The sequence below is a fragment of the uncultured Campylobacter sp. genome (genome assembly GCF_938015785.1).
In the GTDB taxonomy this organism is placed as follows: Bacteria; Campylobacterota; Campylobacteria; order Campylobacterales; family Campylobacteraceae; genus Campylobacter_B.
In genome coordinates, this window is record NZ_CALLWC010000004.1 from 1 (window position 1) to 20,325 (window position 20,325).

At 49.8% G+C, this 20,325-nt stretch carries 15 protein-coding genes; 7 read left to right on the top strand and 8 right to left on the bottom strand.

The features are described 5' to 3' along the window. On the bottom strand, positions 1–1,412 hold a 1,412-nt coding region (locus Q0393_RS00035), incomplete at its 3' end, for a formate--tetrahydrofolate ligase (protein WP_298976960.1). Positions 1,413–1,551: 139 nt separating this feature from the next. Next, on the bottom strand, positions 1,552–2,310 hold the full coding sequence (locus tag Q0393_RS00040) for an exodeoxyribonuclease III (protein ID WP_298976961.1): 759 nt from the start codon (positions 2,308–2,310) through the stop codon (positions 1,552–1,554). 67 nt (positions 2,311–2,377) lie between these two features. Here Q0393_RS00040 and Q0393_RS00045 point away from each other — a divergent pair, with 67 nt between their 5' ends. From Q0393_RS00045 to Q0393_RS00070, 6 genes are all read left to right on the top strand, one after another. After that, positions 2,378–2,740: a diacylglycerol kinase gene (locus tag Q0393_RS00045; RefSeq protein ID WP_298976962.1), complete on the top strand. Its 363-nt coding sequence runs from the start codon at positions 2,378–2,380 to the stop codon at positions 2,738–2,740. Positions 2,741–3,119: 379 nt separating this feature from the next. After that, positions 3,120–4,262 (top strand): PepSY domain-containing protein, encoded by a 1,143-nt coding sequence (locus Q0393_RS00050; protein ID WP_298976963.1) that lies wholly within the window; start codon positions 3,120–3,122, stop codon positions 4,260–4,262. Beyond that, positions 4,259–6,394, top strand: coding sequence for a TonB-dependent siderophore receptor (locus Q0393_RS00055; RefSeq protein WP_298976965.1), 2,136 nt, complete (start codon positions 4,259–4,261; stop codon positions 6,392–6,394). Before Q0393_RS00050 ends, Q0393_RS00055 begins: the two co-directional genes overlap by 4 nt. A 221-nt stretch (positions 6,395–6,615) precedes the next feature. After that, complete coding sequence (locus Q0393_RS00060; protein WP_298976967.1) at positions 6,616–9,069, top strand: molybdopterin-dependent oxidoreductase; 2,454 nt, start codon at positions 6,616–6,618, stop codon at positions 9,067–9,069. A gap of 316 nt (positions 9,070–9,385) precedes the next feature. Then, positions 9,386–9,616: a TraY domain-containing protein gene (locus tag Q0393_RS00065; RefSeq protein ID WP_298976969.1), complete on the top strand. Its 231-nt coding sequence runs from the start codon at positions 9,386–9,388 to the stop codon at positions 9,614–9,616. Beyond that, on the top strand, positions 9,613–9,888 hold the full coding sequence (locus Q0393_RS00070) for a type II toxin-antitoxin system RelE/ParE family toxin (protein ID WP_298976971.1): 276 nt from the start codon (positions 9,613–9,615) through the stop codon (positions 9,886–9,888). The genes Q0393_RS00065 and Q0393_RS00070 overlap by 4 nt, the downstream gene beginning before the upstream one ends. Before the next feature lie 357 nt (positions 9,889–10,245). Here Q0393_RS00070 and Q0393_RS00075 read toward each other — a convergent pair whose 3' ends face one another. The 6 genes from Q0393_RS00075 to Q0393_RS00100 form a co-directional block, all read right to left on the bottom strand. After that, positions 10,246–11,052, bottom strand: coding sequence for an RNA polymerase subunit sigma (locus Q0393_RS00075; RefSeq protein WP_298976972.1), 807 nt, complete (start codon positions 11,050–11,052; stop codon positions 10,246–10,248). Positions 11,053–11,863: 811 nt separating this feature from the next. Next, entirely contained in the window at positions 11,864–13,144 is a 1,281-nt protein-coding gene (locus Q0393_RS00080; protein ID WP_298976973.1) for a dihydroorotase family protein, read from the bottom strand. Further along, the gene (locus tag Q0393_RS00085; RefSeq protein ID WP_297883145.1) at positions 13,141–14,070 is read right to left on the bottom strand and encodes an aspartate carbamoyltransferase catalytic subunit; all 930 of its coding nucleotides are present in this window, start codon (positions 14,068–14,070) and stop codon (positions 13,141–13,143) included. The genes Q0393_RS00080 and Q0393_RS00085 overlap by 4 nt, the downstream gene beginning before the upstream one ends. A 268-nt stretch (positions 14,071–14,338) precedes the next feature. Further along, positions 14,339–14,869: an NAD(P)H-dependent oxidoreductase gene (locus Q0393_RS00090; RefSeq protein ID WP_298976975.1), complete on the bottom strand. Its 531-nt coding sequence runs from the start codon at positions 14,867–14,869 to the stop codon at positions 14,339–14,341. 556 nt (positions 14,870–15,425) lie between these two features. After that, positions 15,426–16,244 (bottom strand): hypothetical protein, encoded by an 819-nt coding sequence (locus Q0393_RS00095; RefSeq protein ID WP_298976977.1) that lies wholly within the window; start codon positions 16,242–16,244, stop codon positions 15,426–15,428. 11 nt (positions 16,245–16,255) lie between these two features. After that, positions 16,256–17,386: a CinA family protein gene (locus Q0393_RS00100; protein ID WP_298976978.1), complete on the bottom strand. Its 1,131-nt coding sequence runs from the start codon at positions 17,384–17,386 to the stop codon at positions 16,256–16,258. Positions 17,387–17,504: 118 nt separating this feature from the next. Between Q0393_RS00100 and ileS the strand changes: the two genes are divergently transcribed. Next, entirely contained in the window at positions 17,505–20,264 is a 2,760-nt protein-coding gene (gene ileS / locus Q0393_RS00105; protein WP_298976979.1) for an isoleucine--tRNA ligase, read from the top strand. Positions 20,265–20,325 lie beyond the last annotated feature (61 nt).

The following is a 20,325-nucleotide window of genomic DNA, read 5'->3' on the forward strand; positions in this document are numbered from 1 at the left end:
AGCCCCAAGGCCTTGATGTGCTGTAGCGCCTTTTGCGCCTCGGGCTCGAAAATGACCTCGCTCGCGCCGTAAATTTTAGTAGCGATCTTTTCGATCTTGCTCGCCGTATCGTCGCTAAGCTCGTAGGCAAATTTCAGCTCCTTAGCGCGCTCGCACTCATCTATGACGAGGCGGGCTAGCTCAAGCGCGCCTTCGCCGCCTTTGGCGAAATTTTCGCAAATCGCCATCTGCACGCCGCGCTGCTTGCAGTACTCGCGCACGAAGGCGATCTCCTCGTCGCTATCAAAGCTGAAGCGATTAAGCGCCACAACCGGATTTAGCCCGAAGTTTTGTAAAATTTCAATATGCCCGCCTAAATTTACGATGCCTCTTTGAAGCGCGGCAAGATCCGGGCTCGCGATATTTTCTTTATCCGCGCCGCCGTTGTATTTAAGCGAACGGATCGTGCTAACTAACACCGCGGCATCCGGAGCGATGCCTGCGCGGCGGCACTTGATGTCGATAAATTTTTCAGCCCCCAGTTCGCTTCCGAAGCCCGCCTCCGTCACGGCGTAATTGGCAAGACTTAGAGCTAACCTGCTCGCCATTATGGAGTTGCAGCCGTGCGCGATATTTGCAAAAGGTCCTCCGTGCACGAGCGCAGGCGTGTGCTCTAGGCTTTGGATGAGATTAGGCTTTATCGCATCTTTTAGCAGGATCGCCACGGCATCCGCGCAGCCCAGATCGCGCACATATATCGGCTCTCCCTGCGTATCGTAGGCGACCATAATGTTTGCGATGTTTTCTTTAAGCTCGGCAAGATCGTTCGAGAGGCACAGCACCGCCATTATCTCGCTAGCCGCGGTGATATTAAAGCCGTCCTCGCGCTGCACTCCGTCGGTGCGCCCGCCCTGTCCTACGGTGATGTGGCGCAGCGCGCGGTCGTTCATATCCATGCAGCGCTTCCATAAAATTTTCTCGATCTTTAGCGGGTTTTCTTGATACAGCGAGTTGTCGATGACCGCCGAAATGAGATTGTTTGCGGAGGTGATCGCGTGAAAATCGCCGTTAAAATGCAAATTTAGATCATCCATCGGCACCAGCTGCGAGTACCCGCCGCCTGCAGCCCCGCCTTTGATGCCAAAAACCGGCCCCAGCGACGGCTCACGCAGCGCAAGGCAGACGCTTTTGCCCAGACGCCTTAGCGCGTCGGCTAGACCGATAGAGGTCGTCGTCTTGCCCTCGCCAAACGGCGTCGGATTGGTCGCCGTGACCAAAATAAGCTTCGAAGCGCGCGATCGCGGCTTGATATTTAGCTTGGCTTTGTAGTGGCCGTACAGCTCGATCTCATCCTCGCTAAGCCCCAAATTTTTCGCAACGTTTGAAATTTTATCCGGCTTCGCCGCATTTGCTATTTCGATATCGCTCAACATTTTCTCTCCTTAAATTTAAAATTTTATCGCGCAGTTTTTACGTACCGCCTCTTTAAATCCGCGCATTAGCTCGCCGCTACGCGCACCTTATCCGCAAGCCGCGCAAGATCAAAGCTTGCAGGCGCGAAAGTTGCCCCGGCTAAATTTCGATCTCGATGCCCACGGGGCAGTGGTCGCTACCCATCACGTCGCTTAGGATGAAAGCGTCCTTTAGCCGCGAGCGCAAATTGGCCGAGATGAAAAAATAATCGATCCGCCAGCCTACGTTTTTGGCGCGCGCGTTAAAGCGGTAGCTCCACCACGAGTAGGCGTCCCGCAGCTCGCCGCGCACGGCACGGAAGGTATCGATGAAGCCCGCCGCCTCCACCTCATCGAGCCACGCCCGCTCGATCGGCAAAAAGCCCGAGGTTTTGGAGTTTGCTTTTGGATTTGCAAGATCGATCTCGCGGTGCGCGGTATTTACGTCGCCGCAAAATATCACCCCGAGCCCCTGCTCCGCGAGGCTACGCGCGTAGGCTAGGAATTTTGCGTAAAATTCCATCTTATAGGCTAGCCGCGCCTCGTCCTTTTGGCCGTTGGGAAAATAGATATTAAAAAGCACGACATCGCCGAAGCGGTGCTGCAGCACGCGCCCCTCGTCGTCGGGAAAAAACAGCGCCTTGCTCGTCTCGCTTTTAAATTTCGCTAGGCTCGCCACGCCCGAATATCCCGCGCGAGCGGCGGAATTTAGATCGATCTGAGAAAATCCGAGCTCATAAAGCCCCTTCGGAGCATCCTTTTCTCTCACCTTGATCTCTTGCAAGCCCAAAAAATCGGGGTTTTGCTCCGCAAGCCACGCAAAGCCGTCTTTGCCGAGCACTGCGCGCAGTCCGTTTACGTTCCAACTAATCAGTTTCAAATTTAGCCTTTGGCGCAAAAATTTTGGTATGATTATACGAAATTTTGACTAAATTTAAAGGAAAATTATGCGCAATCAGCCCAAATACCGATTTTTTGCCAACTGGGGCTACGCGATGGCGGGTCTTGCCGAGATGCTGCGCAGCGAGCGTAGCTTCAAACTCGAGCTTTGCGTGTTCATCCCGCTCCTGCTGTCGCTATTTTTTTGGAATTTCGGCGCGGTGCTAAATCTATTTTTGATCTTCGGCGCGGTCTTTACCATCGCGCTTGAGTGCATAAACTCCGCCATAGAGCGCGCGGTTGATCTTGCCACGAGCGAAATCCACCCGCTAGCCAAAGGCGCCAAAGACACCGCAAGCACGGCCGTGATGATGAGCCTATTTCTCAACGCCGCGCTGTGGGGATACGCGCTTATCGGTAAATTCTTTTAATCGCGTGATTGCAAATTTCGCGATAAAAGATTTAAATCGCTGCAACGCAGAGTTTTTTTGGCTAGTGCGGAATTTGCAAGCCGCTTGAGTCGTTGATCGTCCACACCTGCAACCCAAACACGACCCTGCGTGATATTGAAATTTTAAAATCCGAAATTTGCTTTAAATTTAAACTCTCCTGTGCGCGAAAATTTTAATATTCGCTCGGCTCTTAAAATCTTAAAATAGCTTTTAAAATTTCTATAGATAAATCATTCAAGCAAATTTTACGCCGTAAAATTTTAGCTATAAAATTATAACGACTTTCAAGATGCTTTAATACAATTTTCACTAAAATCACGCCGTCTTAATTAAAATAATTTTCAAAAAAAGGAAAATTTTGTCTAAATCCTTTCGCAAAATCTCGCGCAAATTTCATTTGTGGCTATCTTTGATATTTTGCATACCCCTTATAATCATTTCTATAAGCGGCTCGGTTTTAGTCTATGCGGAGCGGATCGATGAAGCTTTGCTGAAAGACAAGGTGTTTAGGACACAAGAAAGCGTGGCGAAATTCCCCGTTAGAATGAAATTCAACGCCTTGCAATCCGAGATAAATTCCAAATTTAAAGAGTATGCGATCATGGGCTGGAGCATCGCGCAAGATGCTTCAAAGACCGATAAAATCAGACTTTTCTCGCAGAAGCTACAAAAGCGGATCATAATTTACTTAGACGCTTTTAGCGGCGAGATAAAAGGCGCGCCCATGCCGCGAGATGAGGGCTTTATCGGCACGATAAATAAACTGCACGCGGAGCTGTTTTTAGGTCGCGGCGGTAGAATTTTTACGGGTATCGTGGGGCTTAGCGCGCTACTTATCGGCATTAGCGGCTTTTTTATCTACAAAAAATTTTGGCAAAACTTATTCTCGCTAAGGCTAGATCGGGCCATATATTTTATGCGCGGCACTCACCGCCTAATCGGAGTCGCGAGCACTCCCCTAATGTTTGCTATAGCTATAAGCGGAGCATGGTGGGAGCTAAGGGCGGTAACTTACAAGCCGCTCGCAAATCCATGCGGCGCGGTCTTGCAGAATTTTAAGACCGAGCAAAATTCCACCGTCGCGGCATCAAACGGAGCGGTAAGCATGAAAGCGGTGCAAAATCTTGCGACGCTAGATGAGGCTTTAGCGCAGATAGCGGTTAAATTTAAAGAATTCCGCTCCACCTATATCGCCTTTCCGCTCTGTCCGGGCGGTGCTTTTACCGTATACGGCTTCGAGGCGGGGCAAAACCCGCTGCAAAGCCCTTACGCGAGCCGTATCACGATATCAGATATAGGCGAAATTTTAAAAGCGGACTTTATAAACGATGCGGATTTTTCGGACAAACTTCAAGACGGCTTTCGTCGCGCCCATGCGGGCTCATACGGCGCAATAACGAAGCTTATATGGTTTTTAGCGGGGCTTGCGCCCCTATTTTTAAGCATTTGCGGATTTTACATAACCTTAAAAAATAGAAATTCTAAAAGGAGAAAGTTATGAAGAAAGTATCTCTTTCGCTCGTAGTCGCGTTAAATATGCTAACTTCGCTTTATGCGGAAAATAACGCCACTGCGAGCACCCCGGAGGACTTAGGCACCATAGAAGTGCAAGATACCCAAAAGCTCCGTCGCGACGACAGAGATTATGAGGCTAGAAAGCTCGTTAAAAGTACCACCAGGCTCGATCTTACGGCGAGAGAAACGCCCCAGTCTCTTACCGTGGTGACCGAAGCCAAGCTAAAAGATATGGGGATAACCGATTATCAGGTGCTGATGCGAAATATCGCGGGCATTACGAGCGGGCGTATGGATGAGAGGCTCTATCCTACGGCGCGCGGATTTAGCATAGATTATTATCTGCTTGATTCGATGCCTAGCTTCGGAGGTTTTAGCCTCGGGGCGAACGATTTAAATTTACTGCCATATGAGCGCGTTGAGGTAGTAAAGGGTGCGAACGGATTATTGGCGGGCGCGGGAAATCCCGCCGCGAGTTTAAATTTTATCCGCAAGCACGCGGATTCCGCCGTTCCGAAAGGATACATCAGCCTAAACGGCGGCTCATACGACAAATACGGGCTTAAAACCGATGTGCAAAGCCCGCTCAATCAAAGCGGTTCGGTGCGCGGACGCCTAGCGTTTATGCATGAACGATCGCACTCTTATATGGACTATTACAATCGTCGCAATACTGCCGTTTATGGCGTATTAGATATCGATGTAACGGACGATTCAAGGCTGAGCTTTGGCTCATTTTATCAGACTCTACGCCGACATGGCACGCGCTGGGGCGGAATGCCCGCGTTTAACTCGGACGGCACGCGCACGCACTTCGGCAAAAACAAAATTTTCTCTCAGCCTTGGACGCGATACGACATCTCTACGCTTGATTTTTATGCCGATTTTAAACAATATTTCTCAAACGAGGCGAGTTTAAGCTTGAGTTATTCGTTTCGTCGCGCTCATACCGATTCAAATTTGCTCTATTATGGCGGCAGGGTAGGCCCTGGCGGCATCGGAAACGTCGCCGATCTTAGCGTTTATGCTAACAAGCGCGAAGAGAATATCCACAATATCGACGCCTATGTGAATATCCCTTATGAATTTTTCGAACAAGATCATGAATTCGTATTTGGCGCGATGTATAATCTCTACAAAAAGGGATCTGATAACGTAAGTAGCTACTGGAATAGTCGAAACACTCCGGCAGGCCTTGCTTATGCCGCGCGCACTAGAATAAATTTTAACAACCTTCATATTGAAGATCCACGCTTACCGTATGTAGATCAAAATAATGCCGATCGAACTATTCAAAAAGCAATTTATGCCGCGAATAAACTCTCAATCACCGAGGATTTAAAGCTCTTATTAGGAACGCGGATGAGTTACTATAAATATAAAATTACAGGTGGAGCAGATAATAGAAATTTTACCCGCGAAATTACTCCATATGCAGGGATCACCTATGATTTAGACGATCATCATACCCTTTATGCAAGTTATACGAGTATTTTTAAACCTCAAACCTACAAGGACAAAAACAATAAATATCTTGATCCCATCCAAGGCAAGGACTACGAAGCGGGCATCAAAGGCGAGTATTTTGACGGCGATCTGCAAGCAAGCCTGGGCGTTTTTAAGATCATCCAAGATAAGCTCGGCATCCGCACCGACGAGTATATCACGGGCACAAATTCCTACGCTTACAGGCAGGGTCGCGGAGTAACCAGCAGGGGCTTTGAAGCGGATGTAAACGGTAAAATTACCGATGCACTAAGCCTAAGCATGGGGCTAGCGCACTACAAAGCCAAAGATGCTGACGGCAATATCTACGCCAGCGACTCCTCCCGCACCAGCGCAAATCTTTTTGCAAAATATGAGATCGGCACATTTAGAATCGGCGCAGGCGCGATGTATCGCTCAAAGATTTATTCCGACTCGCCATACAGCAGGATCGAGCAGAAAGCTTACACGATTGCAAACGTAATGCTAGGCTACAAAGCGAGTAAAAACCTAGATGTGCAGCTAAACGTCGATAACATAACCGATAAGCGCTATTTTGAGGGTATCGGTTCTAATCGAATGATCTACGGCGATCCGCGCACCTTCAATCTAAGCCTTACGTATAGCTTTTGACCCAAATAGTCGCGGCGGAATTTATCTAGTGCTTAGCTCTAATAGAATTCCATCGCGACGCCATAGATAAATGGCAAATTAAGCCTAAATTTCGTAAAATTACCGCTAAGACGCGAGGTCGCGTAATACACTAAAAGGCAAACCATGCAAAACTCAACCGCATAAATTCCGCTAAATTTAAACCAAATCAACCAACAAATTTAAATTTAACGGGGACAACCATGAAAAGACGAGACTTTCTAAAACTAGGCGCGCTCGCGGCAGCTTCAGCGCAGGCAAAGCAATTTGACGCGGCGGCGCAGGCTATATTTGACGAGCAGATGGGGCTTTGCGCGAATAAATTCGGCGCGTTTTACGTCCAAACCATCGGCGGCAGGGTCGTGGGCACCGAGCCGTTTGAGGGCGATGCGATGCCTACGGTGCTAAACAACGCTCTAAGCGATCATATCCAAAACGAAACGCGCGTGAAATACCCATACGTGCGCAAGAGCTTCCTAGCCGATCCCTCAAATCCAAAGCCGCAGCTTCGCGGCAAAGAGCCCTTCGTGCGCGTTAGCTGGGACGAGGCGATAAAGCTAAGCGCTAAAATTTTAAAAGAAAACTTCGATAAATACGGCTCGGAGGCCATCTACGGGCAGCTTTATCAGTGGGGCAGTCTCGGTAAGGTCGGCCACTCTCAGCGCACCGCAAAGCGCATGCTAAACGCGCTAGGAGGCTACGTGAGCGAGCTTGGCGGCTACTCATACGGCGCGGCGACGGCGTTTTTGCCTCACGTGACCGGTTCTATCGATCCTACGCACGCTCCGACGCGCTGGGAGGGCGTGATAAAGGAGGCCAAAACGATCGTATTTTGGGGCACGAATCCCGTCGTCTCAAACAAGATCGCTATCGGCGTACCGATGCACAACTCCTACGCCTACTACGAGATTATGAAGGATAAATTTAAAAAAGGCGAGATGAAAATTTACAGCGTCGATGTTTACCGCAACGAAACGGCGGAGTATTTCGGCGCGCACTATCTCGCCGTGCGCCCTTGCACCGATACGGCGATGCTGATCGGGCTTTGCGAATATCTTTACGAAAACGGGCTTTACGACAAAGAATTTATTGAGCGCTATACGGTCGGTTTTGATAAATTTAAAGAGTATTTCACCGGCGCGAAGGACGGCGTGAAAAAAGATCTTGCGTGGGCAAGCAAAATTTGCGGCGTGAGCGAAAAGGAGCTAAAAAATCTAGCGGGTACGCTGGCTAAAAAAGACACGCTCATAGTTACCGGCTACGCGATACAGCGTCAGCATCACGGCGAGATGGCGTACTGGGCGCTAATCACGCTAGCGGCGATGCTAGGCGACATCGGCAAGACCGGGCGTGGCTACGTGATGAACGATCAGATGCATAAAAACGCCGATATCAGCTTCATCGCGCCAAAGCTTCAGGCCTTTAATCCCGCGGTAAACGAAAAATACATCGCCCCGCAAGGCAAGCTAGCTAAGGCTAAATATCACGAGATACCAAACAGCAGGCTCATAGACGCGATCATGGAGCCGGGTAAGCAGATCGAGCGCAACGGCAAAAAGTACGTTATGCCACACATCCGCGTGATGTTTAACGCCAACGGCTCGACCTTCACCCGCCATCCCGATACCAACCGCGCGGTCGCAGCGATGAAAAAGATCGAAGCGATCATCACCGCGGAGCCCTTTTGGACGAGTACAGCGAGGCTCAGCGACATCGTGCTGCCAGCTGCTCTTGAGTGCGAGCGCACGGATATAGAGTTTGCAAACTCGACTAGCGAATACCTCTTTGCGATTAAACCGCTAGTAAAGCCTGCGGGCGAGAGTAAGAGCGACTTTGAGATCGCGCGGCTCATCTGCGCGCAGTGGGGCGAGGAGTACGAGCAGGCCTTTAGCGAGGGCAAAACGGAGCTTGAGTGGGTGAAGGAAATTTACGCGGATGCTGCTGCAAAAGCCGAGAGCATGGGCATAGCGATGCCGAAATTTGAGGAGTTTTGGCAAAAAGGCTACGTTAAATTTGATAAAATCGACGAGAAAAAGCGGTACTTCACAAACTACTCAGACTTCCGCGCCGATCCCGAGAAAAACGCGCTAAAAACCCCGTCGGGCAAGATCGAGCTCTACTCCGAAGCGGTCGAAAAGCTAGGCTATCCCGACTGTCCGCCGCACGCGACGTGGATGGAGCCGTTTGAGTGGCTGGGCGGCGACGTGAGCAAGTATCCTATCGCTATCAGCGGCGCGCACTCTAAATTTAGGCTCCACTCGCAGCTAAACAACTCGCTCATCCGCAACTACACCGAGATCGCGGGCCGCGAACCCGCGCTAATTAGCCCAGCCACGGCAAAGGCGCGCGGTATCAAAACAGGCGACGTGGTAAGGATCTATAACGACCGAGGCGAGATCCTCTGCGGCGCGCTGGTGAGCGACACCGCGCAAGATAACGTCGTGATCGTAAGCGAGGGCGCGTGGTACGACCCGGCCGTCTGGGGCGAGCGTAGCCTATGTAAACACGGCAACATAAACGTGCTAACCAAGGACGTGCCTAGCTCGCAACTCTCGCAAAGCAACACCGCGCACACGAGCATGGCGCAGATCGAGAAATATAAAGGCGAACTGCCGAGTATAACGGCCTTTGATAGACCCGCGACGATAGAGGCTTAGGCTTTTACGGTTTAAATTTGAGCAGTTAAATTTAGCCGCTCGGATTGTTCTGACTACTTTGGAGCTATCGGCTAGCTCATAACAAATGATAGACTTAAATTTTAAACCGGGGGCGTTCAATTTGGACTATTTCACTTTGAAATTTAACTGCCTAAATTTCGCTAAATTTCACTTTGACAGCGGGATTCGTCATAAAAATTTAACTTCATCGGCAAAATTTTGATTAAATTTACCGTTACGCCTTTATAAATTTAAAATTTATCTACTATTTTTGCGCTATAAGACTTGTAATGCAAATAATGCAAAGGGGGAAATGATGCAAATCTCAGTAAGACTAGATGAAAATATAGGAAGCAAACTCGAAAAGCTGGCACAGGACGCCAAACGCACGAAGAGCTTTTACATACAGGAGGCTATCAAGAAATTTTTGGAGGATATGAGCGACTATATGGACGCCGTGGAAGAGTTAAAAACTATAGAAAATGACCCCGAGCCGCAGTTTTTTACGATAGATGAAGCCGCACGCGAGCTTAGCGTAAAAATATGAGAGCCAAATTTAGCGAAAATGCGCTGAAACAGCTTAAAAAGTTAGATAAAAGCGTGAGCGTAAAGATACTCAAAAAGCTAAAAGAGATAGAAACTCTTGAAAATCCGAGGAACGAGGGCAGGGCTTTAATGAATAATTTAACGGGATTTTGGCGTTACAGAGTCGGCGGATACCGCATAATCTGCAAGATCAAAGATAACGAGCTAATAATCCCGGTAGTCGGCGTCAAAAATAGAAGCGAAGTCTATGATAGCAGCTTTAGCAAAGAATAAGCAGCGGAAAAAATATCGATTTACTCGCAGGCGGCTTTGAGATATTGCTGATCTGTATTTACGCGCGCGAACGTAAAAATAAGCGTAGAGGCTCGGATGTAAGTCTATCTATCGGGCATATGTTTGCTGTTTAACGGTATAAATTTGGCTCGCAAAGTGCTGCAGTCGCTGTTTAAATGACTCGCGCAATCAATGCTCAAGCGGTGCGAATTTCTTTGTGCTTACACAGAAATAAGCGCGCAGTCCTTCCGTGCCGCAACCGGCGCGCGAGGCTTATTTGCTAAATTTCGCGCGCCGCTGATCGCCGTTTTATCGTCAAATAGGCTTAGCGTGATTTCTAGCTCTTGCGCCAAAGCTCTACCAGCCATTTATCGCAAATAAAATCGCTAAGTTTTTCTGAGCCAAGAGCTCGTCCGAGAGGCGGTCATATTCGTCCCCGAGCCCCATTTCTTGCGCCATAGACGGCGGCTCATCGTCCCAAGAGCCCATCGCATCGAATACATCGGCGATCCCCGCTGCGGCAAACGCCCTCAAGCTCGGCTGCGGCAGCGCTGCAAACGAAACGGCGTAATACTCGCTCGCGGCGACTTCGCCCCGCAGCGTCTTAAGCGCATTATCAAACGTCTGCGCGAAGTTTTCGCAGCCTATCTTGCTCGCAAAATCCCTAATTTGCACTAAAACATTCTCGAATTCTGCGCTGTTATCGCGCGCGCTTAGCGCATCCCGCGGCATCCCGCGCCAAAGGCGCTCGACGTATTTCACATACCAAGCCTTTTTGTCGCGATCGTATTTCCAATCAGGCGTAAAAACGCCGTTAAAGTCCTCAAAGCGGCAAACGATGCCGTTTACGTTCATCCCCGAAAAGCCCAAAAGCGCTCTATTTTTTGCGAAAGTTAAAATACTAAGCCCCGCGTCCTTCAGACCGAGCTTTAGGCATTGCTCTATCCAACGCTGCCGTGCGGAGATCGGCTCGTCCTCGCACTCTTTTTGCGCGACTTGCTCGGTAAAAAATTTGCGCGCTTTTTGCAAAAGTGGCAAGTCCGTGCTTTCGTCGGCGCCTTTTTTTCTCGCCGCTTTTTCATTTGCCGCTTCTTTGCTGTTCGTGCGCTTTTGTTTCACTGCCTCGCCACTTTCTCTGGCTTCGTCCGTCGCACTGCTCTGCACTGCGCCGTACGCATCTTTTCGCTCCGCAGCTTTACTTGCGTCGTTTACGCCACCATGCGCTGCGCGGCTCGCGCCCTCTGCGGTGCGGAAATGCTCCTTTGCAAATTCAAAATTTAAATATTTTATATATTTTTGATCTTGCAGCGGCGGCTTAGGATTGCCGCGCAGAGCTGATTTTAGCGCGACTCACAGCGCGCACGAAAGATACACTTCGCCGTTTATAGATATCCTTTAAATTTCGATCTTCCCGTTCATGCGGCGGATTATTTATGTTCCGCGCCAAAAGATAGCGGCGGCAAAATTTTAAAATTTTGCGCCTTAGCGATAAATTTAATCACGATAAAATTTGCGCGCAAAGCAAAAACAAATCTGCGCAAAGATAGAATTCCCAACCGCCGCGAACATAAATTTAAAAGCCGCCGCCGCATCGAAAAAGGTGCCGCTATAAATTTAGAGCAGCTCGCGCACGGGCATGGATAACATTCCGAAACCGAAATCTACGAGCGACACAGGTAAGGCGATGCGGGTTAAATTTACGCGCACTTTAAAAATGACAAACCGCTTTAAAGAAATTCCAATCGCGCTCGCGCTATGAAATTTTAAAGACAAGTCGCTGCGCCTACGCTGCCGCCAAATTTAAAATAAACCGATCGCACCGCAAAATTTTAAAAGCAAGCCGTTGCGCCCAAACTAGCTAAATTTAAAATTAAGTAATAGCGCCATTTGCGCTACGAATGCCGCTCGTCGGCAAGCTACCACTCGCAAGCTCTGCCCGCAAGTCGCCGATCGCAAGCCCTACGCCGCAAGCACCCTACGCTACGACGTTTGGAAACTCATACACCACGCGGCCGCTTTTGATCGTGCATACCGCGGCACCCGTAAGCTGCTTGCCGAAAAGCGGCGAATTGCGCGATTTGGACTTATTTAGCGCCTCGTCGTAAACGTAGGAAATCTGCGGATCAATGATCGCGACGTCGGCCAAAAAGCCCTCTTTGATCTCCCCTTTGTCTTTTAAATTTAGAATTTTAGCCGGGTTAAACGAGCACAGCCGCACCATATCTTCAAGGCTGATGACGCCCTCGGTTACTAGCCGCAACGTAAGCGGCACGAGGGTTTGAAGCCCTAGAATTCCAAACGGCGCGTGATCAAATTCGACAAATTTATCGTCGGTGTTGTGCGGTGCGTGATCGGTCACGATAGCGTCGATCAGGCCGCTTTTAAGCGCCTCTCTGATCGCCTGCACGTCGCTTTGGGTGCGAAGCGGCGGCGACATTTTAAAATTCGTATCGTATCCCATCAGCTCGCGCTCGTCGAAGGTGAAGTGATGCGGCGTAGCTTCGCAGGTGACGCGGATGCCCTCGCGCTTAGCCTGCTCGATGAGTTTTAGCGACCACGCCGAGCTTACGTGCGCGATGTGGATGTGGCCGCCCGTCTTTTTGGCAAGCAGCAGATCGCGCGCGATCATGATCTCCTCTTTTTCGCTCGCCATCCCCTTTAGACCGAGGATTGCGCTAACCTTACCCTCGTTCATCACGCCGCCGTGGCAAAGCGAGCAATCCTCGCTGTGATTTATCACGAACGAGCCGAAGTGAGCGGAGTATTCGAGCGCCTGTCGCATCACGGAGCTGTCGGTCACTGGCAGCCCGTCGTCGCTGAAAGCCACGCAGCCGGCTTCCAGCATATCGCCCATCTCGACGATCTTTGCGCCCTTGCAGTCCTGCGAGATCGCGCCTATCGGTAGCAGATCGATAAGCCCGCGCTGTTTGGCCTTAGCGATCATCGCGCGAGTGATGCTGGAGTTATCGTTTACGGGCCTAGTATTTGCCATCGGAAGGCAGGTCGTCACGCCGCCTGCGACCGCAGTTTCGCTGCCGCTGATGACGTCGTCTTTGTATTCGAGCCCCGGATCTCTAAAATGCACGTGCATATCGATAAGCCCCGGCATCACGAGCTTGCCCGCAGCGTCTATGACGCGATCTGCGGCGGGACACTCGCGCGTAATCTTTGAAATTTTATCACCTTCGATCAGGACGTTTGCCTCCTCGCTGCCGCCCCAATTAACGATCGTGCCGTTTTTTATCAAAATTTTCATCGTGCGCTCCTATTTAAATTTATCGTATGAAGTATCGCCATTCGCATCGCCTCGCCGTTTTCTACCTGATCTAAAACGCAGCTATAGCGCGGATCGTCGGCTACGTCGGAGTTGATCTCCACGCCGCGGTTGATCGGGCCTGGGTGCATTATCATAACGCCCTCTTTCGCCGCTTGCATGCGCCTTGCGGTAAGTCCGAAAAATTTCGAGTACTCGCGCACGCTCGGGAAGCTCGGCTCGCCGTCTTGCCGCTCAAGTTGAATTCTAAGCATGATGATGACGTCGGCGCCCTCGATCGCCTCCTCTACGCTTTTGCATATCGGACAGCCGAACGCGTCGCAGTCGCGCAGCATCATCGGAGGGCCGAAGAGCCGCACATTTATGCCGAGCTTTTTCATCGCCCAGATGTCGCTTCTAGCCACGCGCGAGCGAAATATATCGCCGATGATCGCGACGTTTAAATTCTCGATCCTGCCCTTGTGCTCGCTTATCGTAAAAAGATCCAGCAGCGCCTGGCTCGGGTGTTCATTCAGCCCGTCGCCCGCATTTACGATCGATGCGTCGCAGTTGGCCGCGACGAATTTCGCCGCGCCCGAGCAGCTGTGGCGCAGCACGAAGATATCCGTGCGCATCGCCTGCATATTTCTAATAGTGTCGATCAACGTCTCGCCCTTTTTCGTGCTGCTGTCTGCAGCGGTGAAATTTACACTGTCTGCGCCCAGGCGCTTGGCTGCGATCTCAAAGCTAGTGCGGGTACGGGTGGAGTTTTCAAAAAACGCGTTGATGACCGTCTTGCCGCGAAGCGAGTCGGATTTTTTGACGTCAGAGCGGTTGAGCGCTTTAAACTCGCGCGCCAGATCTATAAAGTCGTAGATGTCCTCGCGACTCAGATCCTGCGCGCTAAGAAGATGCTTTAGCTTATACATTCCCTCTCCTTTTTTGGGCCGAATTTCAGCCGTAATTGTATAAAAAAATCTCTGATAAAATTTTAAAATTTAAGAGCGGGGCTCAAATTTAGACTTGAAATTTCATTTGAGTTCGCATACGAAGCGCGAGCGGAATTTTAGAGTAAAATTTAAAAATTTTGAGATTAAAATTGAGCTTTTTGAGCGAAAATTTTAAAAAAATCAGCCACGCCACTTACATAAAATTTTAAAGCTTTACGCGCGGCGGTCGACTAGAAAAACAAAGAATTTAAAGCTTATTTAAATACTTTATATAATTTTTCGCACTATTTTCTACGGCTTGCTCGCTTTTATCGTAAGTAAAGCCGTATGAGACGAAATTAGGCATAGTCGTTGCGCCGACGAAATTAAATGTAGCCTTAAATGGCGCTAGCACCTCATCCACGCTAAAGACCACGATGCCATTTTTAGAGTAGTTTGCCTCGGTCGCGCCAAGTGAGATCGCAAGCGCGAATTTTTTGCCCTTAAGTTTGCCGCCGCCCTCTGCGCCATAAGCCCAGCCGCGCGTAAAAACATCCTCAAACCACTGCTTAAGAAGCGGCGTGCAGTTTGAAAAACGAAACGGAAACTGAAGCACGATTTTATCGTGGCTTTCGAGCAGTTTTTGCTCCTTTTCCACATCGATTTTAAAATCCGCATAAAGCGCGTAAAGATCATGAAGCTCGAACTTATCAGGATGGGCTAGCACAGCATCCCTCCAGTGGCGGTTTACGAGCGAGTTTGCGATATTTGGATGAGCTAAAATAATGAGAGTTTTCATTTCTATCCTTTAAATTTGAAATTGCGGGGCGCATTATAGCCCTACTTCGTAAAATTTTTCTCGTTTTATCGCAAGCAGCCTTAAATTCTAAAGCTTTACCGGCCACCACCCGCTTATCTTTACAGCAGTTTCAAAGAGCGCGAGCTTTGAATTCCAAACTTCATCCACTACTCGCGCTTTATTTTAGAAATGCTTGCCCTTGGGGCACTCGTCGCGTTTTACAGAGGTTTATCACTTCTTTGCAAATATTCATATTCCATTGCGGAAGCTCGCGCGAGTAAAATTTTAACGAAGCCGCCGCGCAGGGGAAATTTTAATAAAATTTGGCATCGCTTCTCTGCAAGCATTCGCCGCAACAAACAAATTGAAGCGAAATTTAGTGCCGCTTAAATTCTAAAGCTTTGTCCATCGGTTCCGTCGTCGGGCTGTGGGTGCTCATCGCGCTCTTATGAGTGTCTGCCCTCTTTCGAGCAGGCTCGTCACACTCCTGTGAAGACTTGCCGCTTTCCTGCGGGTGGTAGTTGCAACAAAAAATTTTGAGTAAATTTAGCGCTGCTTAAATTCTAAAACTTTGCCTACCAGCCGCCTCTTTAGGATCTGAATTATCATCGCGCTCCTGCGAGCGCCCGCCGCGCGGCTCCTGTCTGGGCTGCACGCCAAAGCCCTCCAAGACCTTACCTAGGCTATCGTTTGCGTCCTTGATGATACCTTGCAGGCTTTCGCCCATCTTATCGAGGTTTTTGCCCGCCTCGCGTGCCGCCGCCTCGCCCTGCTTTAACAGATCCTTGGTCCTATCGGCGTTGCGAGCGGCGAAATCGTTCAAGACTTCGGGCGCCTTTTTCTGCAAATTTTGTAAGGCTTCGCCCAGAACTTTAGCATCGTTTGCAAGCTCGTCTATCGTAGAGTTCAGATCGGATTTTTGCTTACTCTCAAAGCCCTGCGACATGGAATTTTGCACGGAGCTTTGCGTGGAATTTTGCGTGGAGCTTTGAGCGGAATTTTGCCCCGAGCTATCCGCGCTTTTATTAAAATTTCGCCCTTGATTACCCGCGCTAAAATTCTGTTCCGAGCGTGCGTTTTGCTCGCGATCTTGCGCGTCCGACCCGCCGTCGCAGCCGCTCAAAACGCACGCCGCGACTAGCGCCAAAGTAAAATTTCGCGCCGCATTTATAAAGCTAAAATCGTTTATAAAATTAAAATTTCTAGCGCGACCCGCCGAGATAAAATTCTGCCCAACGTATGCCGAAATAAAATTTCGCGCACCGCCGTCCGTCGAAACGGAATTTCGCGGCCGTCTAAAGCCCAGCTCGCCGCTCGCTCGGATAAAATTCTGCGCTAAATCGCGTCCGCACCCTTTCAAAATTCGTCTTTTCAAAATCCGCTCCTTTAAATTTCATCTCTCGCAGGCGCGCTTGGAAGCCGCCCGAAAAACAGATCGCTTCTAAGCTTCAAAAGCAAGCAGATAGCGATATCGGCGCTCTGTTCGCGGATGTAGTTTCGATCGCCTTTTAGATGAAATTCCCCGACGATCTGTTTGCCGCCCTGCTCCTTCGCGCCGATAAAGACCGTCCCTACGGGCTTTTGCGCGCTTCCGCCGCCGGGGCCCGCGATACCGCTTACTGCAAGAGCGAAGCTCGCCCCGCTGCTTTGCAGCGCACCCTCCAGCATCTCGCCCACGGTCTGCGCGCTTACCGCGCCGTAGCGAGCGAGCGTATCTTCGCCTACGTTTAGCCAGAGATTTTTTATCTCGTTGGCGTAGCTTACGAGCGAGCCGTCAAAAACGTCGCTCACGCCAGCAACCGCGCCGAATTTTGCGGCGATGAGCCCTGCGGTGCAGCTTTCGGCAAAGGTGATCTTGGCGCCTATTTCGCGCAGTCTATCCACCACGAAGCCCATAAAATCGCCGCCTTCGATGTAGCAGCTCTCATAATACTTGCCGACGCTCTGCAAAAACGCGTCCAGCGCTCCGAATTTCATCGCACTGGCGCGCACTAGCAGCAAAAAGGAGCAGGGCCTACTGATCGTAAGCGAAATTTTATAACTGATCGCGAGGCTTTCTAGGCGCTGCTTTACGCTTTCGTATTCGCAATCAAATAGATAAAAGCTCTCGCCCGCGCTCGGCGCGTCTTGAAGGATCGGCGGCAGGCTCTGCAAGCAAAGCGCCTTGATCACGTTTACCGAGCAGCCTCTGACATTTAGCAGGAAGCTGTTTTTCGCCACCGTGTGCGCCATCGAGGGAGCTAGGGTTTCTCCGTTTTTTAGCTCGAGCGAATCGAAAGAGAGTGTCGATAAAATTTTACCGACGACCGCGTAAGCGGAGTTTGCCGCAAAGATCGTGATAAAATCGTACGAATCAATCATCTTTTCAAGCGCGAAGGGCAAAACCTTATCGTTTTCGCTTAAGAATTTCAGATCGTCCATCCGCCCGAAAACCTGCTCGTAGCTGCGAGAAATATAGCTCATCAAAGCCGCGTCATAGCGGATCTCCTCGCCGATTACAAGGATGATATTTTTCATAAAGACCCTCATTAAATTTTCGCACATTATAGCATAAACGCAGACTGCTCTTTCAGAGCTTTTTAATGGCGTTTTGGATAAACTTCACAAATTTTTTAAGACACGAAAAGGTACAAATATGGACTACAAAGATACTCTCTTTCTTCCTACTACGGATTTTGCGATGCGAGGCGCACTGCCGCAAAACGAACCTGCGCGGTTTAAGGCATGGTACGAGCAGCGTAAAATTTACGAAAAGATGAAGGCTAAACGCAAGGGCGCAAGCGTTAGCTTTAATATCCACGACGGCCCGCCGTATGCCAACGGACACCTCCACATCGGCCACGCGCTGAATAAAATTTTAAAAGACATCATCACCAAAACCCATTATTTCTTCGGCGAGGATATCCGCTACGTGCCGGGCTGGGACTGCCACGGTCTGCCGATAGAGCAGCAAGTAGAGATCAAACTCGGAGATAAGAAAAAATCGCTTTCAAAAGTGCAGATCCGCGAGCTTTGCAGACAGCACGCCAAAGAGTTCATCGACGTGCAGCGCAATGAATTTAAAGATATGGGAATTTTAGGCGACTGGGACGATCCATATCTGACACTAAAATTTGAGTTTGAGGCTGAAATTTACAAAGCGCTCTGCCAGATCGCTAAAAAAGGAATTCTGATCGAGCGAAGTAAGCCCGTGTTTTGGAGCTGGGCGGCGAAAAGCGCGCTTGCAGAAGCCGAGGTCGAATACAAAGACAAAGAGGACTACTCGATCTTCGTGGCGTTCGATCTAAGCAGTGAAGCGAACGCTAAAATCGGCGCGAAAGGCGCCAAAGCGGTCATCTGGACGACCACTCCTTGGACGCTGCCTGCAAACGGCGCGATATCTTTGAACCCGAATGAAATTTACGCGCTGACGAGCGAAAATTTGATCCTTGCAAAACCTTTGGTCGAAAGCCTCGTAAGCCTGGGCATCACCAAGGGCGAGATTGTTAAAGAATTTAAGGCTACCGAGCTTGAAGGCTTAAACGCGATCAACCCGCTAAACGATAGAGCTTCGAAATTTATCCTCGGCGAGCACGTCCTGATGGACGGCGGCACCGGGCTCGTGCATACGGCTCCGGGGCACGGCGAGGACGATTATTTCGTAGGGCTTAAATACGGCATCGAAGTGCTGATGCCGGTAGATGAGGGCGGCTGTTTCGATCAAACCCTTAAAACCAAAAAACTCTTCCGCGCAGACGTCGTAGATGAGCTCGTGGGGATGCATATTTTCAAAGCAAACGAGAGAATTTTAGAGCTTCTAGGCCCCGCGCTTATCAAATCCGGTAAATTCGTCCACTCCTATCCGCACTGCTGGCGCACGCACAAGCCGGTAATCTACCGCGCGACGAAGCAGTGGTTTATCGCGATGGACGAGTCAATGCCTAGCGGCAAGACGCTGCGTCAGGTGGCGCTAGAGCAGATCGGAGGGGTTAAATTTTATCCGCAAAGCGGCATCAACCGCCTTACCTCGATGATAGAAAACCGCCCCGATTGGTGTATTTCGCGCCAGAGGGACTGGGGCGTGCCGATCGCGTTTTTCCGCGACAAAAGCACCAAAGAGCCGATCTTTGATGAAAAAATTTTAAATAATATCTACGAAATTTTTAAAGCCAAAGGCGCGGATGCTTGGTGGCAGATGGAAATTTCGGAGCTCTTGCCGCAGGATAGCGGCTATAAGCCTGAAAATTTAGAAAAGGTGATGGATATCTTAGACGTTTGGTTCGATAGCGGCTCGACGTGGAAAGCGGTGCTGCAAAGCGGCGCCTACGATGCGGGCAAATTCCCCGCGGATATGTATCTTGAGGGCAGCGACCAACACCGCGGCTGGTTTCAAAGCTCACTGCTTCTAAGCTGCGCGATTAACGAATGCGCGCCGTACAAGAGCATCCTCACACACGGATTTACCGTCGATGAGAAGGGTCAAAAGATGAGCAAGTCCGTCGGAAACGTCGTCTATCCGCAAGAGGTCGCAAAGAGCCACGGCGTGGAAATTTTACGCCTGTGGGTCGCGATGAGCGATTATTCGACCGATCTGAAGATCAGCGACAATATCCTAAAGCAGGTAAGCGAGCAGTACCGCAAGATCCGAAATACTATAAGATTTCTGCTCGCAAGCACCAGCGATTTAAATGAGATCGAGACGAGTAATTTTACGCGGCTTGACCGCTGGATCCTAACGCGCGCGGCAAACGCCTTTGCGAGCGCGGAAGCGGCGTTTAGAAACTACGATTTTTCAAAGGGCTTCAACGCCTTACTAAATTTCTTAAGCGCCGATCTGAGCGGAATTTATCTTGATATCTGCAAAGATAGGCTCTACTGCGACGCACCCGACGAGCCGCGCCGCAGAAGCGCGCAAAGCGCAATCGCTCTGATTACGCGAGCGCTGCTGCCTCTGATCGCGCCTACGCTAACCTACACGATCGACGAAGCGATGCAGTTTGCGCCGAGTATCATCAAAGAGGGCAAGGAAGACGCTTTCGACTTGATTTACAAGCCGATAGAATTTGACGATTTCATAGAATTCGACGAAATTTTAATCAAATCGAGGGAGAAATTTTTCGAGCTCATCGACGCGCTGAAAAAAGACAAGATCATCAAATCGACGCTTGAGCTGGTTTTACAGACGAGCTCGAACGAAATTTTATCAAACGACATCCTAGGCGTAGCGGATTGGTTCATGGTAAGCGACGTGGACACTCTGCAAAGCCAGGAAGCTCTGGCGGAGTTTAAGATAAACGATGAAATTTTCCGCCTCGTAAAATCCTCTAAACACAAATGCCCTAGATGCTGGAAATTTAACGCAAAAGAGCCTGATGAGCTCTGCCCGCGCTGTGCGAAGGTCATGCATGCTCGCTAACCCCATAAGTCTTGGCTTTGTATTTTTTACGATCGCGCTGATCTGCGTAGCGACGGGCGTG

What these genes read in the sequence shown, in the direction of transcription:
- Q0393_RS00100 (WP_298976978.1), bottom strand. Translation starts at nt 17,386, where the DNA reads ATGAAAAATATCATCCTTGTAATCGGCGAGGAGATCCGCTATGACGCG.
- ileS (WP_298976979.1), top strand. Translation starts at nt 17,505, where the DNA reads ATGGACTACAAAGATACTCTCTTTCTTCCTACTACGGATTTTGCGATG.
- Q0393_RS00090 (WP_298976975.1), bottom strand. Translation starts at nt 14,869, where the DNA reads ATGAAAACTCTCATTATTTTAGCTCATCCAAATATCGCAAACTCGCTC.
- Q0393_RS00070 (WP_298976971.1), top strand. Translation starts at nt 9,613, where the DNA reads ATGAGAGCCAAATTTAGCGAAAATGCGCTGAAACAGCTTAAAAAGTTA.
- Q0393_RS00085 (WP_297883145.1), bottom strand. Translation starts at nt 14,070, where the DNA reads ATGTATAAGCTAAAGCATCTTCTTAGCGCGCAGGATCTGAGTCGCGAG.
- Q0393_RS00080 (WP_298976973.1), bottom strand. Translation starts at nt 13,144, where the DNA reads ATGAAAATTTTGATAAAAAACGGCACGATCGTTAATTGGGGCGGCAGC.
- Q0393_RS00045 (WP_298976962.1), top strand. Translation starts at nt 2,378, where the DNA reads ATGCGCAATCAGCCCAAATACCGATTTTTTGCCAACTGGGGCTACGCG.
- Q0393_RS00060 (WP_298976967.1), top strand. Translation starts at nt 6,616, where the DNA reads ATGAAAAGACGAGACTTTCTAAAACTAGGCGCGCTCGCGGCAGCTTCA.
- Q0393_RS00055 (WP_298976965.1), top strand. Translation starts at nt 4,259, where the DNA reads ATGAAGAAAGTATCTCTTTCGCTCGTAGTCGCGTTAAATATGCTAACT.
- Q0393_RS00065 (WP_298976969.1), top strand. Translation starts at nt 9,386, where the DNA reads ATGCAAATCTCAGTAAGACTAGATGAAAATATAGGAAGCAAACTCGAA.